This is a genomic window from Sphingomonas sp. CFBP9019, from assembly GCF_034045155.1.
Classification (GTDB): Bacteria; Pseudomonadota; Alphaproteobacteria; order Sphingomonadales; family Sphingomonadaceae; genus Sphingomonas; species Sphingomonas aerolata.
The window spans coordinates 112,927-128,708 of the sequence record NZ_JAXCWK010000004.1 but is presented as its reverse complement, the minus strand read 5'-3'; the positions used below and the strand labels follow the sequence as shown (position 1 = coordinate 128,708).

At 63.0% G+C, this 15,782-nt stretch carries 18 protein-coding genes and 1 tRNA gene; 7 read left to right on the top strand and 12 right to left on the bottom strand.

Annotation, left to right across the window (positions count from 1 at the left end):
• Positions 1-27: 27 nt before the first annotated feature.
• Entirely contained in the window at positions 28-951 is a 924-nt protein-coding gene (locus SOM18_RS12235; RefSeq protein WP_166746624.1) for an ABC transporter ATP-binding protein, read from the bottom strand.
• A 272-nt stretch (positions 952-1,223) separates the two neighbouring features.
• Between SOM18_RS12235 and SOM18_RS12230 the strand changes: the two genes are divergently transcribed.
• Together SOM18_RS12230 and tldD are read left to right on the top strand one after the other, a co-directional pair.
• Complete coding sequence (locus tag SOM18_RS12230; protein WP_031393477.1) at positions 1,224-1,457, top strand: zinc-finger domain-containing protein; 234 nt, start codon at positions 1,224-1,226, stop codon at positions 1,455-1,457.
• Between the two features lie 18 nt (positions 1,458-1,475).
• Entirely contained in the window at positions 1,476-2,906 is a 1,431-nt protein-coding gene (gene tldD / locus SOM18_RS12225; protein ID WP_031439725.1) for a metalloprotease TldD, read from the top strand.
• Between the two features lie 24 nt (positions 2,907-2,930).
• Here the strand turns inward: tldD and SOM18_RS12220 are convergent, their stop codons facing one another.
• On the bottom strand, positions 2,931-4,133 hold the full coding sequence (locus SOM18_RS12220; protein WP_414712124.1) for a phospholipase D-like domain-containing protein: 1,203 nt from the start codon (positions 4,131-4,133) through the stop codon (positions 2,931-2,933).
• 163 nt (positions 4,134-4,296) lie between these two features.
• Between SOM18_RS12220 and rpoZ the strand changes: the two genes are divergently transcribed.
• Entirely contained in the window at positions 4,297-4,641 is a 345-nt protein-coding gene (gene rpoZ / locus SOM18_RS12215) for a DNA-directed RNA polymerase subunit omega (RefSeq protein WP_031439727.1), read from the top strand.
• Positions 4,642-5,066: 425 nt separating this feature from the next.
• Here the strand turns inward: rpoZ and SOM18_RS12210 are convergent, their stop codons facing one another.
• Together SOM18_RS12210 and SOM18_RS12205 are read right to left on the bottom strand one after the other, a co-directional pair.
• Positions 5,067-5,747: an RlmE family RNA methyltransferase gene (locus SOM18_RS12210; protein ID WP_031439728.1), complete on the bottom strand. Its 681-nt coding sequence runs from the start codon at positions 5,745-5,747 to the stop codon at positions 5,067-5,069.
• Positions 5,744-6,763, bottom strand: a complete 1,020-nt coding sequence (locus tag SOM18_RS12205) for a Ppx/GppA phosphatase family protein (RefSeq protein ID WP_031439729.1) — start codon at positions 6,761-6,763, stop codon at positions 5,744-5,746. The genes SOM18_RS12210 and SOM18_RS12205 overlap by 4 nt, the downstream gene beginning before the upstream one ends.
• Before the next feature lie 185 nt (positions 6,764-6,948).
• On the opposite strand from SOM18_RS12205, the gene SOM18_RS12200 reads away from it, so the two are divergent.
• A tRNA-Gln gene (locus SOM18_RS12200) sits at positions 6,949-7,022 on the top strand.
• A 13-nt stretch (positions 7,023-7,035) separates the two neighbouring features.
• Here the strand turns inward: SOM18_RS12200 and SOM18_RS12195 are convergent.
• From SOM18_RS12195 to SOM18_RS12180, 4 genes are read right to left on the bottom strand one after another with little or no spacing between them, the layout of a single operon-like run.
• Positions 7,036-8,112 (bottom strand): tyrosine-type recombinase/integrase, encoded by a 1,077-nt coding sequence (locus SOM18_RS12195; RefSeq protein WP_320481782.1) that lies wholly within the window; start codon positions 8,110-8,112, stop codon positions 7,036-7,038.
• A complete protein-coding gene (locus SOM18_RS12190) occupies positions 8,112-8,306 on the bottom strand; it encodes a hypothetical protein (protein ID WP_320481781.1) in 195 nt (64 codons plus the stop codon). The genes SOM18_RS12195 and SOM18_RS12190 overlap by 1 nt, the downstream gene beginning before the upstream one ends.
• On the bottom strand, positions 8,303-9,328 hold the full coding sequence (locus SOM18_RS12185; protein WP_320481780.1) for a hypothetical protein: 1,026 nt from the start codon (positions 9,326-9,328) through the stop codon (positions 8,303-8,305). Before SOM18_RS12185 ends, SOM18_RS12190 begins: the two co-directional genes overlap by 4 nt.
• On the bottom strand, positions 9,325-9,768 hold the full coding sequence (locus SOM18_RS12180) for a hypothetical protein (RefSeq protein ID WP_320481779.1): 444 nt from the start codon (positions 9,766-9,768) through the stop codon (positions 9,325-9,327). The genes SOM18_RS12185 and SOM18_RS12180 overlap by 4 nt, the downstream gene beginning before the upstream one ends.
• Positions 9,769-10,400: 632 nt before the next feature.
• On the opposite strand from SOM18_RS12180, the gene SOM18_RS12175 reads away from it, so the two are divergent.
• The gene (locus tag SOM18_RS12175) at positions 10,401-10,631 is read left to right on the top strand and encodes a hypothetical protein (protein ID WP_320481778.1); all 231 of its coding nucleotides are present in this window, start codon (positions 10,401-10,403) and stop codon (positions 10,629-10,631) included.
• A 457-nt stretch (positions 10,632-11,088) separates the two neighbouring features.
• Here SOM18_RS12175 and SOM18_RS12170 read toward each other — a convergent pair whose 3' ends face one another.
• Positions 11,089-11,460, bottom strand: coding sequence for a PBECR2 nuclease fold domain-containing protein (locus tag SOM18_RS12170; protein ID WP_320481777.1), 372 nt, complete (start codon positions 11,458-11,460; stop codon positions 11,089-11,091).
• Between the two features lie 266 nt (positions 11,461-11,726).
• Positions 11,727-11,915, bottom strand: coding sequence for a hypothetical protein (locus tag SOM18_RS12165; protein ID WP_320481775.1), 189 nt, complete (start codon positions 11,913-11,915; stop codon positions 11,727-11,729).
• A 476-nt stretch (positions 11,916-12,391) separates the two neighbouring features.
• On the opposite strand from SOM18_RS12165, the gene SOM18_RS12160 reads away from it, so the two are divergent.
• Complete coding sequence (locus SOM18_RS12160; RefSeq protein WP_320481774.1) at positions 12,392-13,615, top strand: XRE family transcriptional regulator; 1,224 nt, start codon at positions 12,392-12,394, stop codon at positions 13,613-13,615.
• 185 nt (positions 13,616-13,800) lie between these two features.
• A complete protein-coding gene (locus SOM18_RS12155) occupies positions 13,801-13,959 on the top strand; it encodes a hypothetical protein (RefSeq protein ID WP_320481773.1) in 159 nt (52 codons plus the stop codon).
• Positions 13,960-14,311: 352 nt separating this feature from the next.
• On the opposite strand, the gene SOM18_RS12150 is transcribed toward SOM18_RS12155, so the two are convergent.
• Positions 14,312-14,602 carry a hypothetical protein gene (locus SOM18_RS12150; protein WP_320481772.1) on the bottom strand — a complete coding sequence of 97 codons (291 nt, stop codon included), beginning with the start codon at positions 14,600-14,602 and terminating at the stop codon, positions 14,312-14,314.
• Positions 14,603-14,629: 27 nt separating this feature from the next.
• Positions 14,630-15,556 (bottom strand): GAF domain-containing protein, encoded by a 927-nt coding sequence (locus SOM18_RS12145; RefSeq protein WP_320481771.1) that lies wholly within the window; start codon positions 15,554-15,556, stop codon positions 14,630-14,632.
• Between the last annotated feature and the right edge of the window lie 226 nt (positions 15,557-15,782).

Here is a 15,782-nt window from a genome sequence, read left to right as displayed (position 1 = left end):
CGGCACTGCGCCCGGTGCCGTGCGCGCTCAGGCGTTGGCGGCGCGGGTGAGGCTGAGGAACACGTCCTCGAGATCGGGTTCCTTGGTCGAGACGTCGACGATCCCGAAACCGCCCGACTGGACCGCGGCGAGCACTTCGCCGGCGTTGACGCGGTCCTTGGCATAGGTGATTTCGAGCGTGCGCGTGCCCTTGAGCGCGATTTTCTGGAAGCAGGCGTTCGCCGGGACCATGCCGACATCGCGGTCGACGGTGACGGCGACGATCTTTTCCTGCGCCTTGCCGACGAGTTCGCGGGTCGGTTCGTTGGCGATCAGGCGGCCGTTGTTGATGATCGCGATCCGGTCGCAGAGCTCTTCGGCTTCCTCAAGATAATGCGTCGTCAGGATCACCGTGACGCCGGCGGCATTGAGGCTGCGGACATAGGTCCAGAGCTGCTGGCGCAGTTCGATGTCGACGCCCGCGGTCGGCTCGTCGAGCACGAGCACGGGGGGCGAATGGACCATCGCCTTGGCCACCATCAGACGCCGCTTCATGCCGCCCGACAGCGTGCGCGCATAGGCGTGCGCCTTGTCCTCCAGATGCACCGCGCGGAGCAGCTCCATCGTCCGGCGCTTCGCCTTGGGCACGCCGTACAGCCCGGCCTGGATCTCGAGCGTCTCGAACGGCGAGAAGAATGGGTCGAACAGGATCTCCTGGTTGACGATGCCGATCGACGCCTTGGCGTTGCGCGGGTGGGCGTCAATGTCGAAGCCCCAGATCGCGGCGCTGCCGTCAGTCTTGTTGACGAGCCCCGCCAGGATGTTGATCAGCGTCGACTTGCCCGCACCGTTCGGACCGAGCAGCCCGAAGATCTGGCCGCGCGGGACGTCGAACGTCACCCCGTCCAGCGCGCGCTTGCCGCCCGCATAGGTTTTGCAGAGATTGGTGATGGCGATCGCGGCTTCGGTCATGGTCGCGGCATAGCGGGGCGGGAAGGGCGGGTCATCCCCTCGGGCGTTGCAAAGAAGATTTGTTCACGCGGAGGCGCGGAGGCGCGGAGATGTCGCATCCAGCCTGTCGGTCGGAAGACCCACTCCCTGTTCCGCCATTCCTGATGTGAAGGTCGCTTCGCGACAAGCGCAACACCTCCGCGCCTCCGCGCCTCCGCGTGAACAAATTCTTCCTTCCTATCACCACCGAAGAACCAATTGCCCGCCCCGCCCGCGCTTGCTATCGCGCCCGCATGCATCCGCCGCTCGAAACCACCCGCGTCACCCACGCCCGCGTCGCCTGCGACGGCGCCACCGACATTCCCGGCGGTGCAGCGCTCGGCCATCCGCGCGTGTGGCTGCAGATCGACGAGACCGGCTATGTCGATTGCGGCTATTGCGATCGGCGCTTTATCCTGGTCGGCGGGGCCGCCGATGGCGCGGACCAGTCGACATTGCGCGACCATGGGGATGGCGCAGGGCGCTAAGCCGCTTATATCTATCGGATGACGATAGCTGCAGACCCCCGCTCGTTCCTCTACCGCGACACGCTCGACCCCGAGCAGGCGCAGGCGCTGACCGCCAAGGCGCTCGCTAAGGCCGATGACGGCGAACTCTATCTCCAGTACCGCAAGGCGGAGGCGTTCGGCTTCGACGACGGCCGGCTGAAGACCGCCTCCTATGACACCAGCTCGGGCTTCGGCCTGCGCGCGGTGTCGGGCGAGATGACCGCGTTCGCGCATTCGAACGAGATGACCCCCGCCGCGATCCGCCGCGCCGCCGAAACGATGGCGCTGATCGAGCCGGGCGTTGCCGCCAAGGCCGGCCCGCCCCAGGGCACCAACCGCCACCGCTACACCGCCGCCGACCCGCTCGACCTCGTGCCGTTCGCGGACAAGGTGAACCTCTGCCAGACGATCGACGCCGCCGCGCGCGCGCGCGATCCGCGCGTGGCGCAGGTGTCGGTCAGCCTGTCGGGGACATGGTCGGTGGTCGAGATCGTCCGCGCCGACGGCTTCATCGCGACCGACGTGCGACCGCTGGTGCGGCTCAACGTGTCGATCGTCGCCGAGCAGAATGGTCGTCGCGAGACGGGCAGCTACGGCATCGGCGGCCGCTATCTCTATACCGACCTCTTCGAGCCCGAGACGTACAACCGGGCGATCGACGAGGCGCTGTCGCAGGCGCTGGTCAATCTCGAGTCGATCGCGGCGCCCGCCGGCGAGATGACCGTGCTGCTCGGCAATGGCTGGCCCGGCATCCTGCTGCACGAAGCGATCGGTCACGGGCTCGAGGGCGATTTCAACCGCAAGGGCACGTCGGCGTTTTCGGGCCGCATCGGCGAGCGCGTCGCGGCCGAGGGCGTGACCGTGGTCGACGACGGATCGCTCCAGGATCGCCGCGGCTCGCTGACGATCGACGACGAGGGTACGCCGACGCGCGAGACGGTGCTGATCGAGGACGGGATCCTCAAGGGCTATATGCAGGACCGGCTCAACGCACGGCTGATGGGCGTCGAGGCGACCGGCAATGGCCGCCGTGAAAGCTATGCCCACGCGCCGATGCCGCGGATGACCAACACCTTCATGAAGGCGGGCAACGACGATCCCGCCGAGCTGTTGAGCCGCGTCAAGAAGGGCATCTTCGCCAAGGCGTTCGGCGGCGGGCAGGTCGACATCGTGTCGGGCAAGTTCGTGTTCAGCTGCACCGAGGCGTATCTGGTCGAGGACGGCAAGCTCGGTGCGCCGATCAAGGGCGCGACGCTGATCGGCGACGGCCCCAGCTCGCTGACCAAGGTGCGCGGGATCGGCAACGACTTCGCGCTCGACGAGGGCATCGGGATGTGCGGCAAGGGCGGGCAGTCGGTGCCGGCGGGCGTCGGCCAGCCGACGCTGCTGGTCGACGGCCTGACGGTCGGCGGCACGGCGGCGCAGTAACGGGCGCCGCCGTTCAGCGGCGTCCTAGTCCTCGATCCCGAAGTTCAATCCGCGCGAGACATTGGGGTCGACGACCGCGACCACGAAATAGGCGCCGAACTGCTTCACGCGCTGCAGCCAGCCGGTCTTTGCCTTGTAGAGCGCCGGCGTGATCTCGGTCGACGCGGCGATTTCGGCGTCGACATAGCGGCGGACATGCGCGGCGAAACCGGGATCCTCGATCCGGATCATCAGCTCCATGTTGATGAACAGGCTGCGCATGTCGAAGTTGGCGGAGCCGATATGGACCGCGTCGTCGATGACATACAATTTGGTGTGCAGCTTGGTCGGCTGATATTCGAAGACGTGCACGCCCTTGCGCAACAGTCCGGCATAGGTGAACCGCGCGGCGGCGATTGTCGCGTTGTTGTCCGATTTCGCGGCGGTGACGATGCGCACGCGGTCGGTGCGACGCCCGGCACGATCGAGCCTGCGCAACATTGTCGGGCTTGGCGTGAAATAGCCGGCGATGATGTCGATCCGCGTCGCCCGGCGCATGTCGTCGCGGACCGCCCGCGCCCAAGGTGACAGCCGCCGCGTCGGTCCGCCGATCAGCCAGCGTGTCGGCCCCTGCGTCTCGCTATAGCGGCGCAGCGCATGGTTCAGTTTGCGCAGCTTGCCCTTGGGCTGGTGGATCCAGCTGCTCAACGCATCGAAATAGCCCGTCAGCCGCCCCGCGGCCGGGCCTTCGATCAGCAGGCCGAGATCGCGCCAGGCATTGTCGGCAATCGTGCCGAAATAGTCATCCTCGACGTTGAAGCCGCCGACGATGATCCGCGCGTCGTCCCGTTCGCCGTCCGCCAGCGCAAGCTTCTGGTGATTGCGCAGCAGATATCGCCGACCGAATCGTGCGGAGAACCGGCACACCGCGATTCCGGCGGCTTCGAGCGGGTCGAAGAAATCGGCGCTCGCCGCATCGTCGCTGCCAAAGCCGTCGACGATCAGCGCGACCGTCACGCCGCGTTTCGCCGCCGCGATCATCGCCGCGTTCACGCGCTGGCCGGCATCGTCGTCGGCGTAGATGTAATAGAGGATTCGCAGCGACTGCCGCGCGCCGTCGATCAGCCCGATCAGCGCCGTCAGGCGTTCGGGGCCCGCCTCGAGCAGCGTCAGCCGGTTGCCATCGACGGTGAAGACCGACTCCGCCGCCTGCGGGGCCGTGATGCGATCGAGCTCGGGGGCGGGCATGGTCATGGCCGGGGGTAGTGGACATAGCATCGGGCCGATGCAACCTTGCGGCGGGGCGACACGGGGTAGCGCGGGACGCCCACCGGCAAAATCTTGACTTTGTGGCGCAGTGTGGGTAGGCGCCTTTGTTCTCCCTATCGGTGTTTGTTGCGAAGGAAGCGTCATGGCGCGCGTTACCGTCGAAGATTGTGTCGACAAGATCCCCAACCGGTTCGACCTGGTGCTGTTCGCAGCGCAGCGTGCGCGGCAGATCTCGGGCGGCGCCGAACTGACGCTCGACCGCGATCGCGACAAGAACCCGGTGGTCGCGCTGCGCGAGATCGCCGACGAGAACGTCAAGCCAGCGCATCTCAAGGAATCGGTCATCCAGGGCCTGCAGAAGGTTCGTGTCGACGATGACGACGAGGTCGATGCCGTCGGCAGCCTCGCGGCATCGGCCGAGGCGCTGCGCCTCACCGCCGCCGCCCCGCCGCGCAACCAGAATCTGGGTGCCGATTACGAGGGTTGATCGCACGGACGTGGAGCGGCGCGAGCCGGGCCATGTTGTGATCTGACCCTGATCGGTTTCCGGCGAACGATGCTTCGGCATCGCTTGGTTGGTGTGATTGAAAGGCTCGTGGACCTGAAGGTCCGCGGGCCTTTTCTTTGCGGGTGTCGTTGGGGGTGAGGCGGGGGGTAACGGGGGCGGTTCGCATTCGCCGTCCCGATGGCCACCGGTCGCAACCCTCATACCGGTCGCCACCCCGACACCGGTCGCCATCCCACACCGTGCGTCACCGCCCGCACCGTGCGTCACCGCCCGCACCGTGCGTCACCGCCCGCACCGTTCGCCACCCCCCACACCGTTCGCCCTGAGCGTAGTCGAAGGGCATGGGACTCAAGGTGCTTCGACTACGCTCAGCACGAACGGGGTAGGCCGGGTCGATCGGTGGATCAGCCCTCCCGATCGACCGATCGCCCCTTAAACCCCTGCGCCACCACGAACCACTCGACCGACCCCTTGCGGCTCGCCGGCGGCTTGGCGTGCTTCACGCTGGTGAAGTTGCGCTTCATCTCGGCGACCAGCGCGGAATCGGCGCCGCCTGCGAACACCTTCGAGACGAAGGTCCCGCCCTTTTCCAACACGTCACAGGCGAAATCGAGTGCCGCCTCGACCAGCGCCATCGTCCTGAGCGCGTCGGTCTGCGGATGGCCGACCGTATTCGCCGCCATGTCCGACAACACCAGGTCGGGCGCGCCGCCGAGCGCGTCGATCAGCATTGCGGGCGCCGCGTCGTCCATGAAATCCATCTGGAAGATCGTCACACCGTCGATCGGATCGACCGGCAGCAGGTCGATGCCGACCACCGCCGCCTTGGGCAGGCGGCGCTTGATCACCTGTGCCCAGCCACCCGGCGCGATGCCGAGATCGATGACGCGCTTCGACCCCTTGATGACCTCGAACCGTTCGTCGAGCTCGGTCAGCTTGTACGCCGCGCGGCTGCGATAGCCCTCGGCCTTGGCGCGCTTCACATAGGGGTCGTTCAGCTGGCGCTCGAGCCAGCGCGTCGACTGCGCGGTCCGCTTGCGTGCGGTAAGGACGCGGGTGTGCCCGCCCGATCCGCCGCGACTCATGGCCTGGGGCTCCCCATCAGGCGGCGCAATATGCCCTCGCGAATGCCGCGGTCGGCGATGCCGAGCCGTTCGGCGGGCCAGATGTCCATGATCGTCTCCAATATCGCGCAGCCCGCGACCACCAGGTCGGCGCGCTCGTTTCCGATGCAGGCGAGCTTCGCCCGTTCCTCGATCGCCATGTGCGACAAGTCCGCGCTGATCCGCCGCATCGCGCTGGCGGGCACGATCAGCCCGTCGACCTCCGACCGGTCATAATGGCTGAGCCCGAGATGCACGCTGCCCAGCGTCGTCACGGTGCCGCTGGTACCGAGCAGTCGGGGGCGCTCGACGTCGAGCGGCAGCCGCGCGGCGAACGGCGCGATGCTGTCCGCGACGACCTGGCGCATCCGCGCATAGGCTGCGCGCCGGCCCGCCTCGCCCTTGCCGCCGCCCGCATGTTCGGTCAGCGACACGACGCCCCAGGGGGCGGAATGCCAGTCGAGCACGGTCGGGATCGGCGTCGACGTATCGACCAGCACAAGCTCGGTCGAACCGCCGCCGATGTCGAAGATCAGTGCGGGGTCGTTGCCGGGTTCGATCAGCGCATGGCAGCCGAGCACGGCCAGCCGCGCCTCTTCCTCCGCGGTGATGATGTCGAGATGGATACCCGTCTCGGCAAGCGCGCGGGCGATGAAGGCGGGGCCGTTGCGCGCCTGGCGACAGGCTTCGGTCGCGACCGAGCGCGCCAGCGTGACGTTGCGACGCTTCAGCTTGTCCGAACACACGCGCAGTGCGGCGATCGTGCGCTCGATCGCGGCGTCGCTCAGCTGCCCGGTGGACGCGAGCCCTTCGCCGAGCCGGACGATCCGCGAGAACGCGTCGATCACCGCGAATCCGCCGGCCTGCGGGCGCGCGATCAGCAATCTGCAATTGTTGGTGCCGAGATCCAGCGCGGCAAACGCCTGCGCATCGGCCCACCGCCCTCGACCGGGCCGGGTCGCCGCCGGACGGGCAGGACCAGCCTGCCGGGACGGCATTCGGGCGGAAACATCCCCCATCGCCGTAAAACTCACTATCTATATCTGCCGCCGCGGGAAAATACCCGCCCGGTGCTTGGCGACGAATGTAGCGCAGCGCGGCGATTACGCAAGCGACGTGGCGAATTGGCACCATCAGGGCGTTGACACGGCGCAAACCCCCGCTTAGATCGCGCCCTCGCTGATGCCCCGTCGTCTAATGGTAAGACTGCGGTTTCTGATACCGCCTATTGAGGTTCGAATCCTCACGGGGCATCCAGCGTTGGGGGTCATTACGCCCTCTTTTCAATAGGTTGCGAGGGTGTGCTGGCTAACCGTACGGTTCGGTTAGCCATAACCTTGTTCATGGCAGCGTCTGCGACTTCGGGACGTGCGTTCGATCCCGCGTAGCGCAGGTACTCTTTTTCGCTCTTATGGCCTGTGATCGCCATGCCCTCTTCATTGGTACAGCCTGCGTCCTTGCATCGCCGCGCTGCCGCTTTGCGGAGGCCGTGAGGAGAACAGTGTGGAATGCCGGCCTTGATGCAGGCCTTCTTCATCATCCCGTAAAAACCCTTCTCCGTGTACGGCTCGCCGTCTTTGGTTTCCATCAGCGTGACACGGCCTAAAGGCCCAGCGTCCAGCGACACCTGGAGAGGGGCGACGACCGGAATATCAACCGAATTGGTCGTCTTGCTTTGGTCTAGCCGGATGCGTCCGCCAGCTATGATAGCTGGCGTCATCAGGCGGACGTCCCCACTACGCTGCGCGCCGTACAGAAGGAGATCGAATGCTAGGCGTGGCTTGGTGCCAACCGGGAACTCGTTTTCGAAGGCGGCCAGTTCTTCTTCCGTCCAGGGGTGGTAACCCCCGCCTTCCGTCTTCGGCGCCTTGGTGTCCTTGATTGGGTCGAAGCCGACCGGCACGAGCTTCGAGCGCCGCGCAAGGCGTAGCAGCTGCGCCAGCAACTTGCGCAGCCGCGCAGCAGCGTGCGGCTTGTGACGCATAGCCGTCATCAGGCGCGCGATTCGATCGGCATCGAAGGCCTTGATCGAAACGTCTCCGAAAGCCTCTCTGAAGCGCTCTAGGACCCCTCGGTACACCCCTTGCGTAGAGGGTCGCAGGTCAAGGAACGCGTTGTCGCTATAGTAGCGAGCGATCACGTCACTGACGCTGCCCGGTATCGACGGACGCGATGCAACCGGCGCCTGATCTGCATTGAGGCAGGCCGCGTATTCGCGCTCAAAAGCTTTGGTCCCGTGGGGGGACTTGAATGAGTAGGGCGGATAGCCTTTCCGGCGGAAACGCCACCGGCGCTTGCCGTGCCGATCGTCGAACGCGGTCACGTAGAGGAGGCGCTTGTTTGTCATCAGCGGGCGAACTCTTCCAACTTGGCGTCGATCTCGTCGTCGAGGATCGCGGGATCCGCCATGCCCGCTGGGATGATCACGATGCTTCCGTCGCGCAGGACGCGAACTTCGCCAATCTGGACGCCAGCGGCCATCGCGCCGCTCACAACGCGCGAGACATCGGACTTGGTAGGGGACGTGAGCCGCTTGCTCATTTTGTCACGGCCGTGTCGGATGCCGTCGTTTCAACAAACTCGGCTTCCCAGTCAGGCTCGTTTGGAGCGTCTTTTCCGAGGATCGTCTCGTAACAAATCTGCCGAACACGTCTGTCGAGCATGTTGAGGAGCACAATTTTTGCGCTTCCTCGCCCGCGGAAGAAAAGGGCGTTGAAGAACGCGGAATGGGCGGTCGGGCTATGAGGATCGATAGCGACAATTTCGCAAGGCCACTGGTTAGGCGTCCGCCCAACACCGTCCGCGCCAATCACCAAGTAGGTCTTGAATGGGTGAGGGAAGAGGCCGCCTCCCTCACGTCGTGCGGGTGCGCCGTACTGGCCTTTCAGGACGCCGTGGATCATCCAATGCTCGGAGGCCACGAACGCGGCACCTGGCGTGGTACCAAGCCGGACTAATTCTGCGGTAGCTGCGAGCATCAACACACTTCGAAGCGTGAACCGGTTTGGTGCCCCCTTGGTGTGAGCCTTTGAATCCCCCTCGTTTAGCGACACATGGCCGCGCTGAAACCAAGCCCGAACAGTCGCTGGCGGAACATCCGCTGCTCTCGCGACGGTCGCCATCGTGAAAAGTGGGACGTTATCGGGAATCGTCCACGTCGTATTTGTCTCTAGATGCTCTTGCATCTGCACTAGATGCGCTTGCATCGGCTTGCGGTCAAGCGACGATTTTGGCGTTTCCGATAGCGCGGCGCGAACAGCCCCATCCTCTGCGTACGCGATGTCGAGCAACGCCGTTATCGATTCGGTCCGGCCGGGGGTGCCAAGCTCGCCAAGCAGCATGCTGGCGGGGCCTTCCTGTCCATCTCGCGGCGTCAATTCGAGCAGGAGATGGCCGTCGAGCCTCGCTCCGCAACCGAGGCGTCCCCAACGGTCAAGCCAAACAGTTGAGGACCAGACGCTCGCGGACGCGGCAAGGGTTGGTAGGGTGACGGTCGCCGCGATCGCGACCGCGCTGGCGGACGGGCCGAAGACGGCGCGGCGGGTAGGGTTGCGGGTACTCATGCTGTGGTTGCCAAAAGTCGGCGTGCATGGCGCATAAAATTGCCGCTGTGACTTTCATCCAGCTCAAAATTACCCTCATCGGTCGCTACGGACAGCATCGCCACAAATTCGGACCAGTTGGTTGGCGTTTGTCGAAGACAGTTGTCGTAAGCATCGTGCATCAACGCCTCCTCCGCTTTGTGCCGTGCGGGATCGGTCCTTTCCAAGGTGTCGGGGAGTGAATTGAAACGGCTTTCCGCGTGGTCATTGGCGCGAATGGCAGCCATGACAGCGCTCGCTGGCGCTGGAAAATCGATGGCAACGCCGGGTGTTGCGCATGCCAGCGCACTGACACCGGCGAGTCCGAGCAAGCCGCGACGGCTGGGGGTGAAAATATTCGTGATATTTACCGGTGACGTGCCGGTGCGCGCGCCGCTATGGGCGCTGGTAGCCTGTTGCATGGGTCTTCTCCGTGCGATTGGTCAGAGCCGGGCGGTCGTTGGAAGCTTCCGTTCGGCTCGTATCCCTGATATCAGGGTCATCATGGACGGTCAAACCCTGAAATCACGGAAACGAGGTCCCGCTCCGACAGGAGTGGGGACGCCTGTGCTAGTTCGCCTTCAGCCAAATCAGTTGGCAGCGTTGGACCAATGGATCGCGGCCTTCGATCCACCTCCGTCTCGGCCGGAGGCTATCCGTACGCTGCTGGCTGAACGGCTCGCCGCTGACCATCCACGTGCTTGAAAAGGCGCGGAAGCGCTGGGGCCGATTACGACGTCGCGGCCACACCAACATACTTCACACGTTTTGTGAGCTTGAAGCTGGGAGGTTGGTTGATCCTGTCGATGCTTCCGTCGTCCGCCACTTGTCGGACGATGCGCTTTACCGCTGGATCGGGAAAGCCACCAACAAGCAGAGCCTATCACTGCTGGACCAAGAACTACGGCACCGGGAGGCGTGGGCGGCGCCAGCGGGTCGGGCATACTAGATCAGCTTGGCATCGATGATCATTGCAATCGGCACGCTGATCGTCTCGATTGTGAGAATTTAGACGGTGCCGAACGCCTTCGGCGTCGCGTCCAGGAGAGAGTGCATGTCGCCGTTCATGATCCCCACGATCCCGGTGTTGATTGCCTACATGACACCGTCGGGCTGGAGGAACATGCCGGGAGACTTCCCCGCGTTGCCGTCGACCGGTGACATTTTGCAGGTCGCGGATCAGGACACAGGCCGCATCGTCGACATTCGCGTCACAGGCCGAAGGTTCGAGCGACCGGACAGCGCCAATCAACGCTCCGTCTCGATCCTGTGCGAGCTGATGTAGGTTTGAAGGAGTGTGGATTGCCGAGGCCGGCGACGCGAGCTGTCCGAGGCGATGAAAAGGAGCGTGGAAAAGCGACCATCGCATTCATCACTTTGCTGAATGCGAAAACGTGACGTTAACCGGTGGTGCGCTACGGCGTGCCACGCAACTGAATGCGATTGGTCAACACGGTTAGGCTTATGACCAACGCAAATGAGAAGCCATTTCCAACACGTTTAACGCAACCAACCTTTCAACTTGGTGTTGACACCACGGTCATCAATCATCACATAGACCGCATACGGACAAGCAAGCTAATGAAGCTCTTAGAGGTGAGAACAGCCTCCTCACACACCAGCGGCGTTGCGGCGCTTTTGGTACAGTAGTCCCGTAGGACGAAGAGATCCGGGGGTGGGCAGCCCGGCTATGAGCTTCAGAACGGACGACCCCTCGGCGCCAGTCGGGGGGTCGTTTCGTATTAGAGCAGGCTGACGCGCCGAAGGTGTCCCGTATCGCGGCGCTTGGCGACCTTGTTTTCCGATATGGGATAGAACGACGTCACGTTGTACCGCCCATCCTCGTCGAGCACGATCTCGACCGCGACGAGAAGAAAATCGCTCAGTGCGGCCGGCCGGCCGACCAGCTCGATCTTGCCATCGTTCTTGAAGTCGTCCCGAACATAGAGCGGGTTCGTTACCACACTGGCGACGTGTGGAAGGCACCGAGCGTAATCGAGGGGATGCCGCTTCTGCGCATGCTTAAGGGCATTCGTTGACATGACCGCCTGCCCCTCATCCAGCTCTAAGCCCAACGCATCGTTGATCGCGGCGATGGGGACATCGCCGAACAACAAGGGGATCATACGAGGGCGGGGCTTCTGGCTCACGTGGCTGACCTAAATGGCGCATCCTTCATCGGAAGAGGCGCGTCCCACCGGTTGAGGCAGGGCGTGCAATGCGGCCTTACCGCCGATAGACGATGATAAGGGCGGCTTCGAAGAACAAACGCGGAATCTAATAATACACAAACGCGAGATTACGCTTGCTCACGCAAAAAACATGGCGCAATATCCACTATAACGCAAGTAGCATAAGGATGCGGTTCGTGGGGCAGTGCCTAGAAAGACTGGTGGCCGCGACGCCACGCGAACTGTGGATCGATCTCCCAGCGATGGCCGACGCGGCGTTCGCCGAGGCCGTACGCATCGCTGATCGCCATGTCGAAGAACCCGAATATCGTAATACGGTGGCACAGCTGCGGCATGCACGATTGGAGGCTGGCTTCCGTCGCGATACCAGAGAGCATGGCCTCCTGGTCGCATCACCACATACGACGCCGAAGGGTGGGAGGTATAGCGTCGCTAGTTCGGACGGCATCCACCTCATTCGTGGAAACGTCCAGCCACACATCGGCCCCCCGCGGCCCAGCAAGTTCCGGCGTCAGTTCGCGGAGTTCAACGCTTGGCTCAGTGGTACGCAGTTGCGACTGTTCGAACTAGTCGAAGCCCCCCGGGACGATCGGCTTTGTGCAATGCTCGTCGTCACTGCGAACACCCGTGGCAATCCATCGCTACCTGCATGGGTCGGAGTAGGCTTCCCCCACAAGGATCTCCGGACATGGGTGGAGATCGTTCCAATTTCCGACATACTTGCCATGTACCACGATGCCGACACAAGGTCGGTCCCCACGACCAGTGCGCCGGTGGAAATCAGGGACCGTGCGATACCAAAGCTAAAAGGGCGTTCCGAGGGCTGACCGCCCTCCGCTAGGATGACGATAGAATGAGAAGTGGTGTTCCAGGTTTCCGGCCAGAGCGGCTGATCGAGGCCCGTGCGGCGCGCGGTCTGACCCAGGTCGCGCTTGCGGACCTCAGCGGGCGTAAAAGCTCGAATATTTCCCGCTGGGAATCGGGCGAGCAACTGCCAGAGCCAGAAGCTCTGCACGCGGTTGCAAAAGGGCTGAACCTGCCCGTCAGCTACTTCCTTGCCACGCCAGTGGAGCATGGTGCGGCGCCGATGTTCGCGCGATCTATGGCTGCTACCAGCAAGGCCATGCGTGCGCGCGTCGGTTCGCGGCTGCGGTGGGCGCAGGACGTGTCGTTGTATCTGCAACAGGAATTGGACCTGCCGGCACCGGATGTCCCGACGCTCGACGTCCGCGATTTCCTCGAGATACGCGATGAAGACATCGAGCGTGTGGCGATGGAATGTCGGGAGAAGTGGGGTCTCGGACTTGGCCCCATCTCCGACGTTCTTTTGGTCATGGAAAACGCCGGCATCATCGTTGTGAAGGAGCAGATCGACAGCGGCAATATGGACGGGCTGTCGAATTGGTCGATGGCCGACGGTCGGCCCTATGTATTCCTTGCTACGGACAAGCAGACCTGCGTTCGATCACGAATGGATGCAGCGCACGAGCTCGGTCATCTCGTTCTGCATCGTGGCCTGACCGAGCGCACGCTTTACGATGCAGCTGCGTTCAAGGAGATCGAGCGTCAGGCGTTCGCGTTTGCCGGAGCTTTCCTGCTGCCGGCGGAGAGCTTCAGCGCCGAGGTCTGGTCACCGTCGCTCCCCGGTTTCCAGGCGCTTAAATCACGTTGGAAAGTGTCGATCGGCGCGATGATCATGCGATGCGCCAACCTCGGCATCATCGATGACGAGGGAAAGCAGCGGCTGTTCAAGCACTACAGCGCGAAGGGTTGGCGGAAGGCTGAACCCCTCGACCGCGACATGGAACCGGAGCGTCCTCGTCTGCTCGGTCGCTCGATCAAGCTGCTCTGCGACGAAAGGATAGTGACGCGCACCCAGCTACTCGATGGGCTACGGCTTTACGCGCATGACGTCGAGAGCCTTTGCGATCTGCCGGCAGGCTTCTTCGAGAACAAAGGAACGGTCAGCGACATCCGGTTGAAGCGCAATGGGATCGACGCGGCGACGCCGATCGCTCTGGTCGATGCCGATCAGATCGCGACGGACAACGTCGTGCGTCCACAACGGTGGCGATAGCTCAGGCCAGGCCAGCGCCAGCCTGTCGCATGCGCTCGTAGACGCCGAGAACCTGCGGGCGGGTCTCGGCCACTGGAGCGCGGAGTCGAGATGACGCCATTACCAGTTCGTTCACGGCAGCACGGGCGAGGACGCCGCCAGCGTCAGGCTCCCGGCGCCGACCAGCCGGAGCCGTTCACAAAAGCGTGCCGCAGCGTGACGTCCGCGGTAGTGGGCGGAAGCACGAACCCGTATCCGCCTATCTCGCGCGGATGGCCGCCAAGGAGGCGGGCGTGGTCGCCGCGGCGTCCGCGCTGCGGTTCGATACCGCAGCCATCAGTATGGAGCGCAAGCGGCTGGGTTAAGAAGGGAAATGCTAGACGCGTGCGACACCGTCAGGCGGTGCCGCACGTCGGCTACTAAGTTGCAACTCCCGACGAGATGTCGGGGATTGGGCGCACCTAGCAATGTGTGATCGAGCGGCCTCGTCCGCGCAATGTGGACATTTGTCGCGTGCATGGCCGACCATGTTTTGATCGGGCCTGTGTTCCCGAAGGTTTTTACTGCGTAGATAACATCGTCTCGGACTTCGGACGACGAATTGTCCCATGCGCAGTGTAAGCAACCTATCGGTTTATTAACCCGGCCGCGAATTATCCGCTTGAGATCGCGATAAAAACTTGAGTGCGCCTTTGTCTGGCACACCTTTGTTTGGACTTAAGCCAGCTCGCGGGGCTTCCGCCATATACCGGACGGTGCAGTCAAATACCGTCCGGTTTTTTCGTTACGGCCGCTCACGGTCGCTTCATATCGCGTCGAAAAATGGGCGTCGGTCAACCGTTCCGCCTTCGTCGTTTTCGCATCCTTAATCCGAACCACCGCTGTATCTATGATGCAGCCGAGGGTGTTGCCGGACTTGGTGTTCAGCAGCTCGCGCGCTGCCGTTTTCGACAACGAGCGATCCCCGAACGAAAGAGACCCCATGTCAGCCTCGCTCCGCTTCGCCATCGCTATGCTCCTTGTTAAGTTGAAACCCTAGGACGGTGATTCAACGTTCGCAAGCCGGTCTAGGTACAGCACCTGTGCAAGAATATCGCCTAGGTGCTCCGCCACACTGACATTCGTTTCGCCGAAGCGGCCCAGCACATTGCTGGTCAATGTAACGACGCCTAATCGAACTTCGCCGTCAGGATGAGCGATGGTTAGAGGCACGGTAGCGAACGACCTGTAGACATCATGGTCATAGTCCCGGACGTTTGCAGGCGTCGGCCGTACTCGATTGAATGTGCTAGGGTCATTCAAATCCTCGGTAAAAAGCGTCTGCTGGCTCATAAACGCCGTTCCGCAATGCCCCTCGCCATTTTGCCATGCTCGCGGATCGCCAGTCGATGGATGCTCCGACGCTCTCTTCCACCAGACGGGTAGCAATAGGTTTTGGACCTCGTCCCATCTGTAAACTGCGACCGTCCATAGGTCGTCGTATCCCCAGCTAAATATTTTGCCTGCTTGGCCAAGAAGGGGGTCGATAACCGATGCGCACGCCTCATCCACCGTCCCGACCTTCATCTCGAAGAAAATCCCGAGGTGGGCCTGTTTTGCCGACCATGCCCGGCCGAGTTGCTCAGCTGCCACGGTGTTTTCCAAGCTGGCGGACAACTCCGTGGCATAGCCTCTCAGACGCTCGTTTAATTTTGCTAGCTCGCCATATTCGAACACTAGCTGAGGGGTGTCTTCGGATGCTTTGCGGTCAAGCATGACGTATGCGAACGTCTGTATGGCAAAAATAATGAGGATGACCGCCCAGAACGTGAGACTTCCGACAACCGCCGGCTCCGCCTTCTCAACCCAAAGCCCGAGCACCAATGGTATGAGCAGGAGAGTAAGAAAGCTGACGAAGCGGTTGTTTAGGTAAATGGACCGGCGGGCGTGGGCCAGCGCGTCCTCAATCGGTGTATTCGGCATTGCGCCCCCCAAGAATGGCTTAACCTACGGCGTCATTCGCGGGAAAGACAGATACGTGGTTCGTAATTCTGGGACGACGTTGTCCGCATCGTGATACTCATCTTCACAGCGGGACGAAGTACGCCGTCGGGTTGCTGGCCTTGGGAGAGCCGGCTTATCTGGCCAGACTTGCGCGTTGCCAATCCGGTTGCGTAGAACAGCTATTCGGTATTTCAGTAGCCGAATA

Excerpts from the sequence above, each read along its gene's own strand:
- SOM18_RS12235 (WP_166746624.1), bottom strand. The coding sequence starts at position 951 with ATGACCGAAGCCGCGATCGCCATCACCAATCTCTGCAAAACCTATGCG.
- SOM18_RS12230 (WP_031393477.1), top strand. The coding sequence starts at position 1,224 with ATGCATCCGCCGCTCGAAACCACCCGCGTCACCCACGCCCGCGTCGCC.
- tldD (WP_031439725.1), top strand. The coding sequence starts at position 1,476 with ATGACGATAGCTGCAGACCCCCGCTCGTTCCTCTACCGCGACACGCTC.
- SOM18_RS12220 (WP_414712124.1), bottom strand. The coding sequence starts at position 4,133 with ATGCCCGCCCCCGAGCTCGATCGCATCACGGCCCCGCAGGCGGCGGAG.
- rpoZ (WP_031439727.1), top strand. The coding sequence starts at position 4,297 with ATGGCGCGCGTTACCGTCGAAGATTGTGTCGACAAGATCCCCAACCGG.
- SOM18_RS12210 (WP_031439728.1), bottom strand. The coding sequence starts at position 5,747 with ATGAGTCGCGGCGGATCGGGCGGGCACACCCGCGTCCTTACCGCACGC.
- SOM18_RS12205 (WP_031439729.1), bottom strand. The coding sequence starts at position 6,763 with ATGCCGTCCCGGCAGGCTGGTCCTGCCCGTCCGGCGGCGACCCGGCCC.
- SOM18_RS12195 (WP_320481782.1), bottom strand. The coding sequence starts at position 8,112 with ATGACAAACAAGCGCCTCCTCTACGTGACCGCGTTCGACGATCGGCAC.
- SOM18_RS12190 (WP_320481781.1), bottom strand. The coding sequence starts at position 8,306 with ATGAGCAAGCGGCTCACGTCCCCTACCAAGTCCGATGTCTCGCGCGTT.
- SOM18_RS12185 (WP_320481780.1), bottom strand. The coding sequence starts at position 9,328 with ATGAGTACCCGCAACCCTACCCGCCGCGCCGTCTTCGGCCCGTCCGCC.
- SOM18_RS12180 (WP_320481779.1), bottom strand. The coding sequence starts at position 9,768 with ATGCAACAGGCTACCAGCGCCCATAGCGGCGCGCGCACCGGCACGTCA.
- SOM18_RS12175 (WP_320481778.1), top strand. The coding sequence starts at position 10,401 with ATGTCGCCGTTCATGATCCCCACGATCCCGGTGTTGATTGCCTACATG.
- SOM18_RS12165 (WP_320481775.1), bottom strand. The coding sequence starts at position 11,915 with ATGCTCTCTGGTATCGCGACGGAAGCCAGCCTCCAATCGTGCATGCCG.
- SOM18_RS12160 (WP_320481774.1), top strand. The coding sequence starts at position 12,392 with ATGAGAAGTGGTGTTCCAGGTTTCCGGCCAGAGCGGCTGATCGAGGCC.
- SOM18_RS12150 (WP_320481772.1), bottom strand. The coding sequence starts at position 14,602 with ATGGCGAAGCGGAGCGAGGCTGACATGGGGTCTCTTTCGTTCGGGGAT.
- SOM18_RS12145 (WP_320481771.1), bottom strand. The coding sequence starts at position 15,556 with ATGCCGAATACACCGATTGAGGACGCGCTGGCCCACGCCCGCCGGTCC.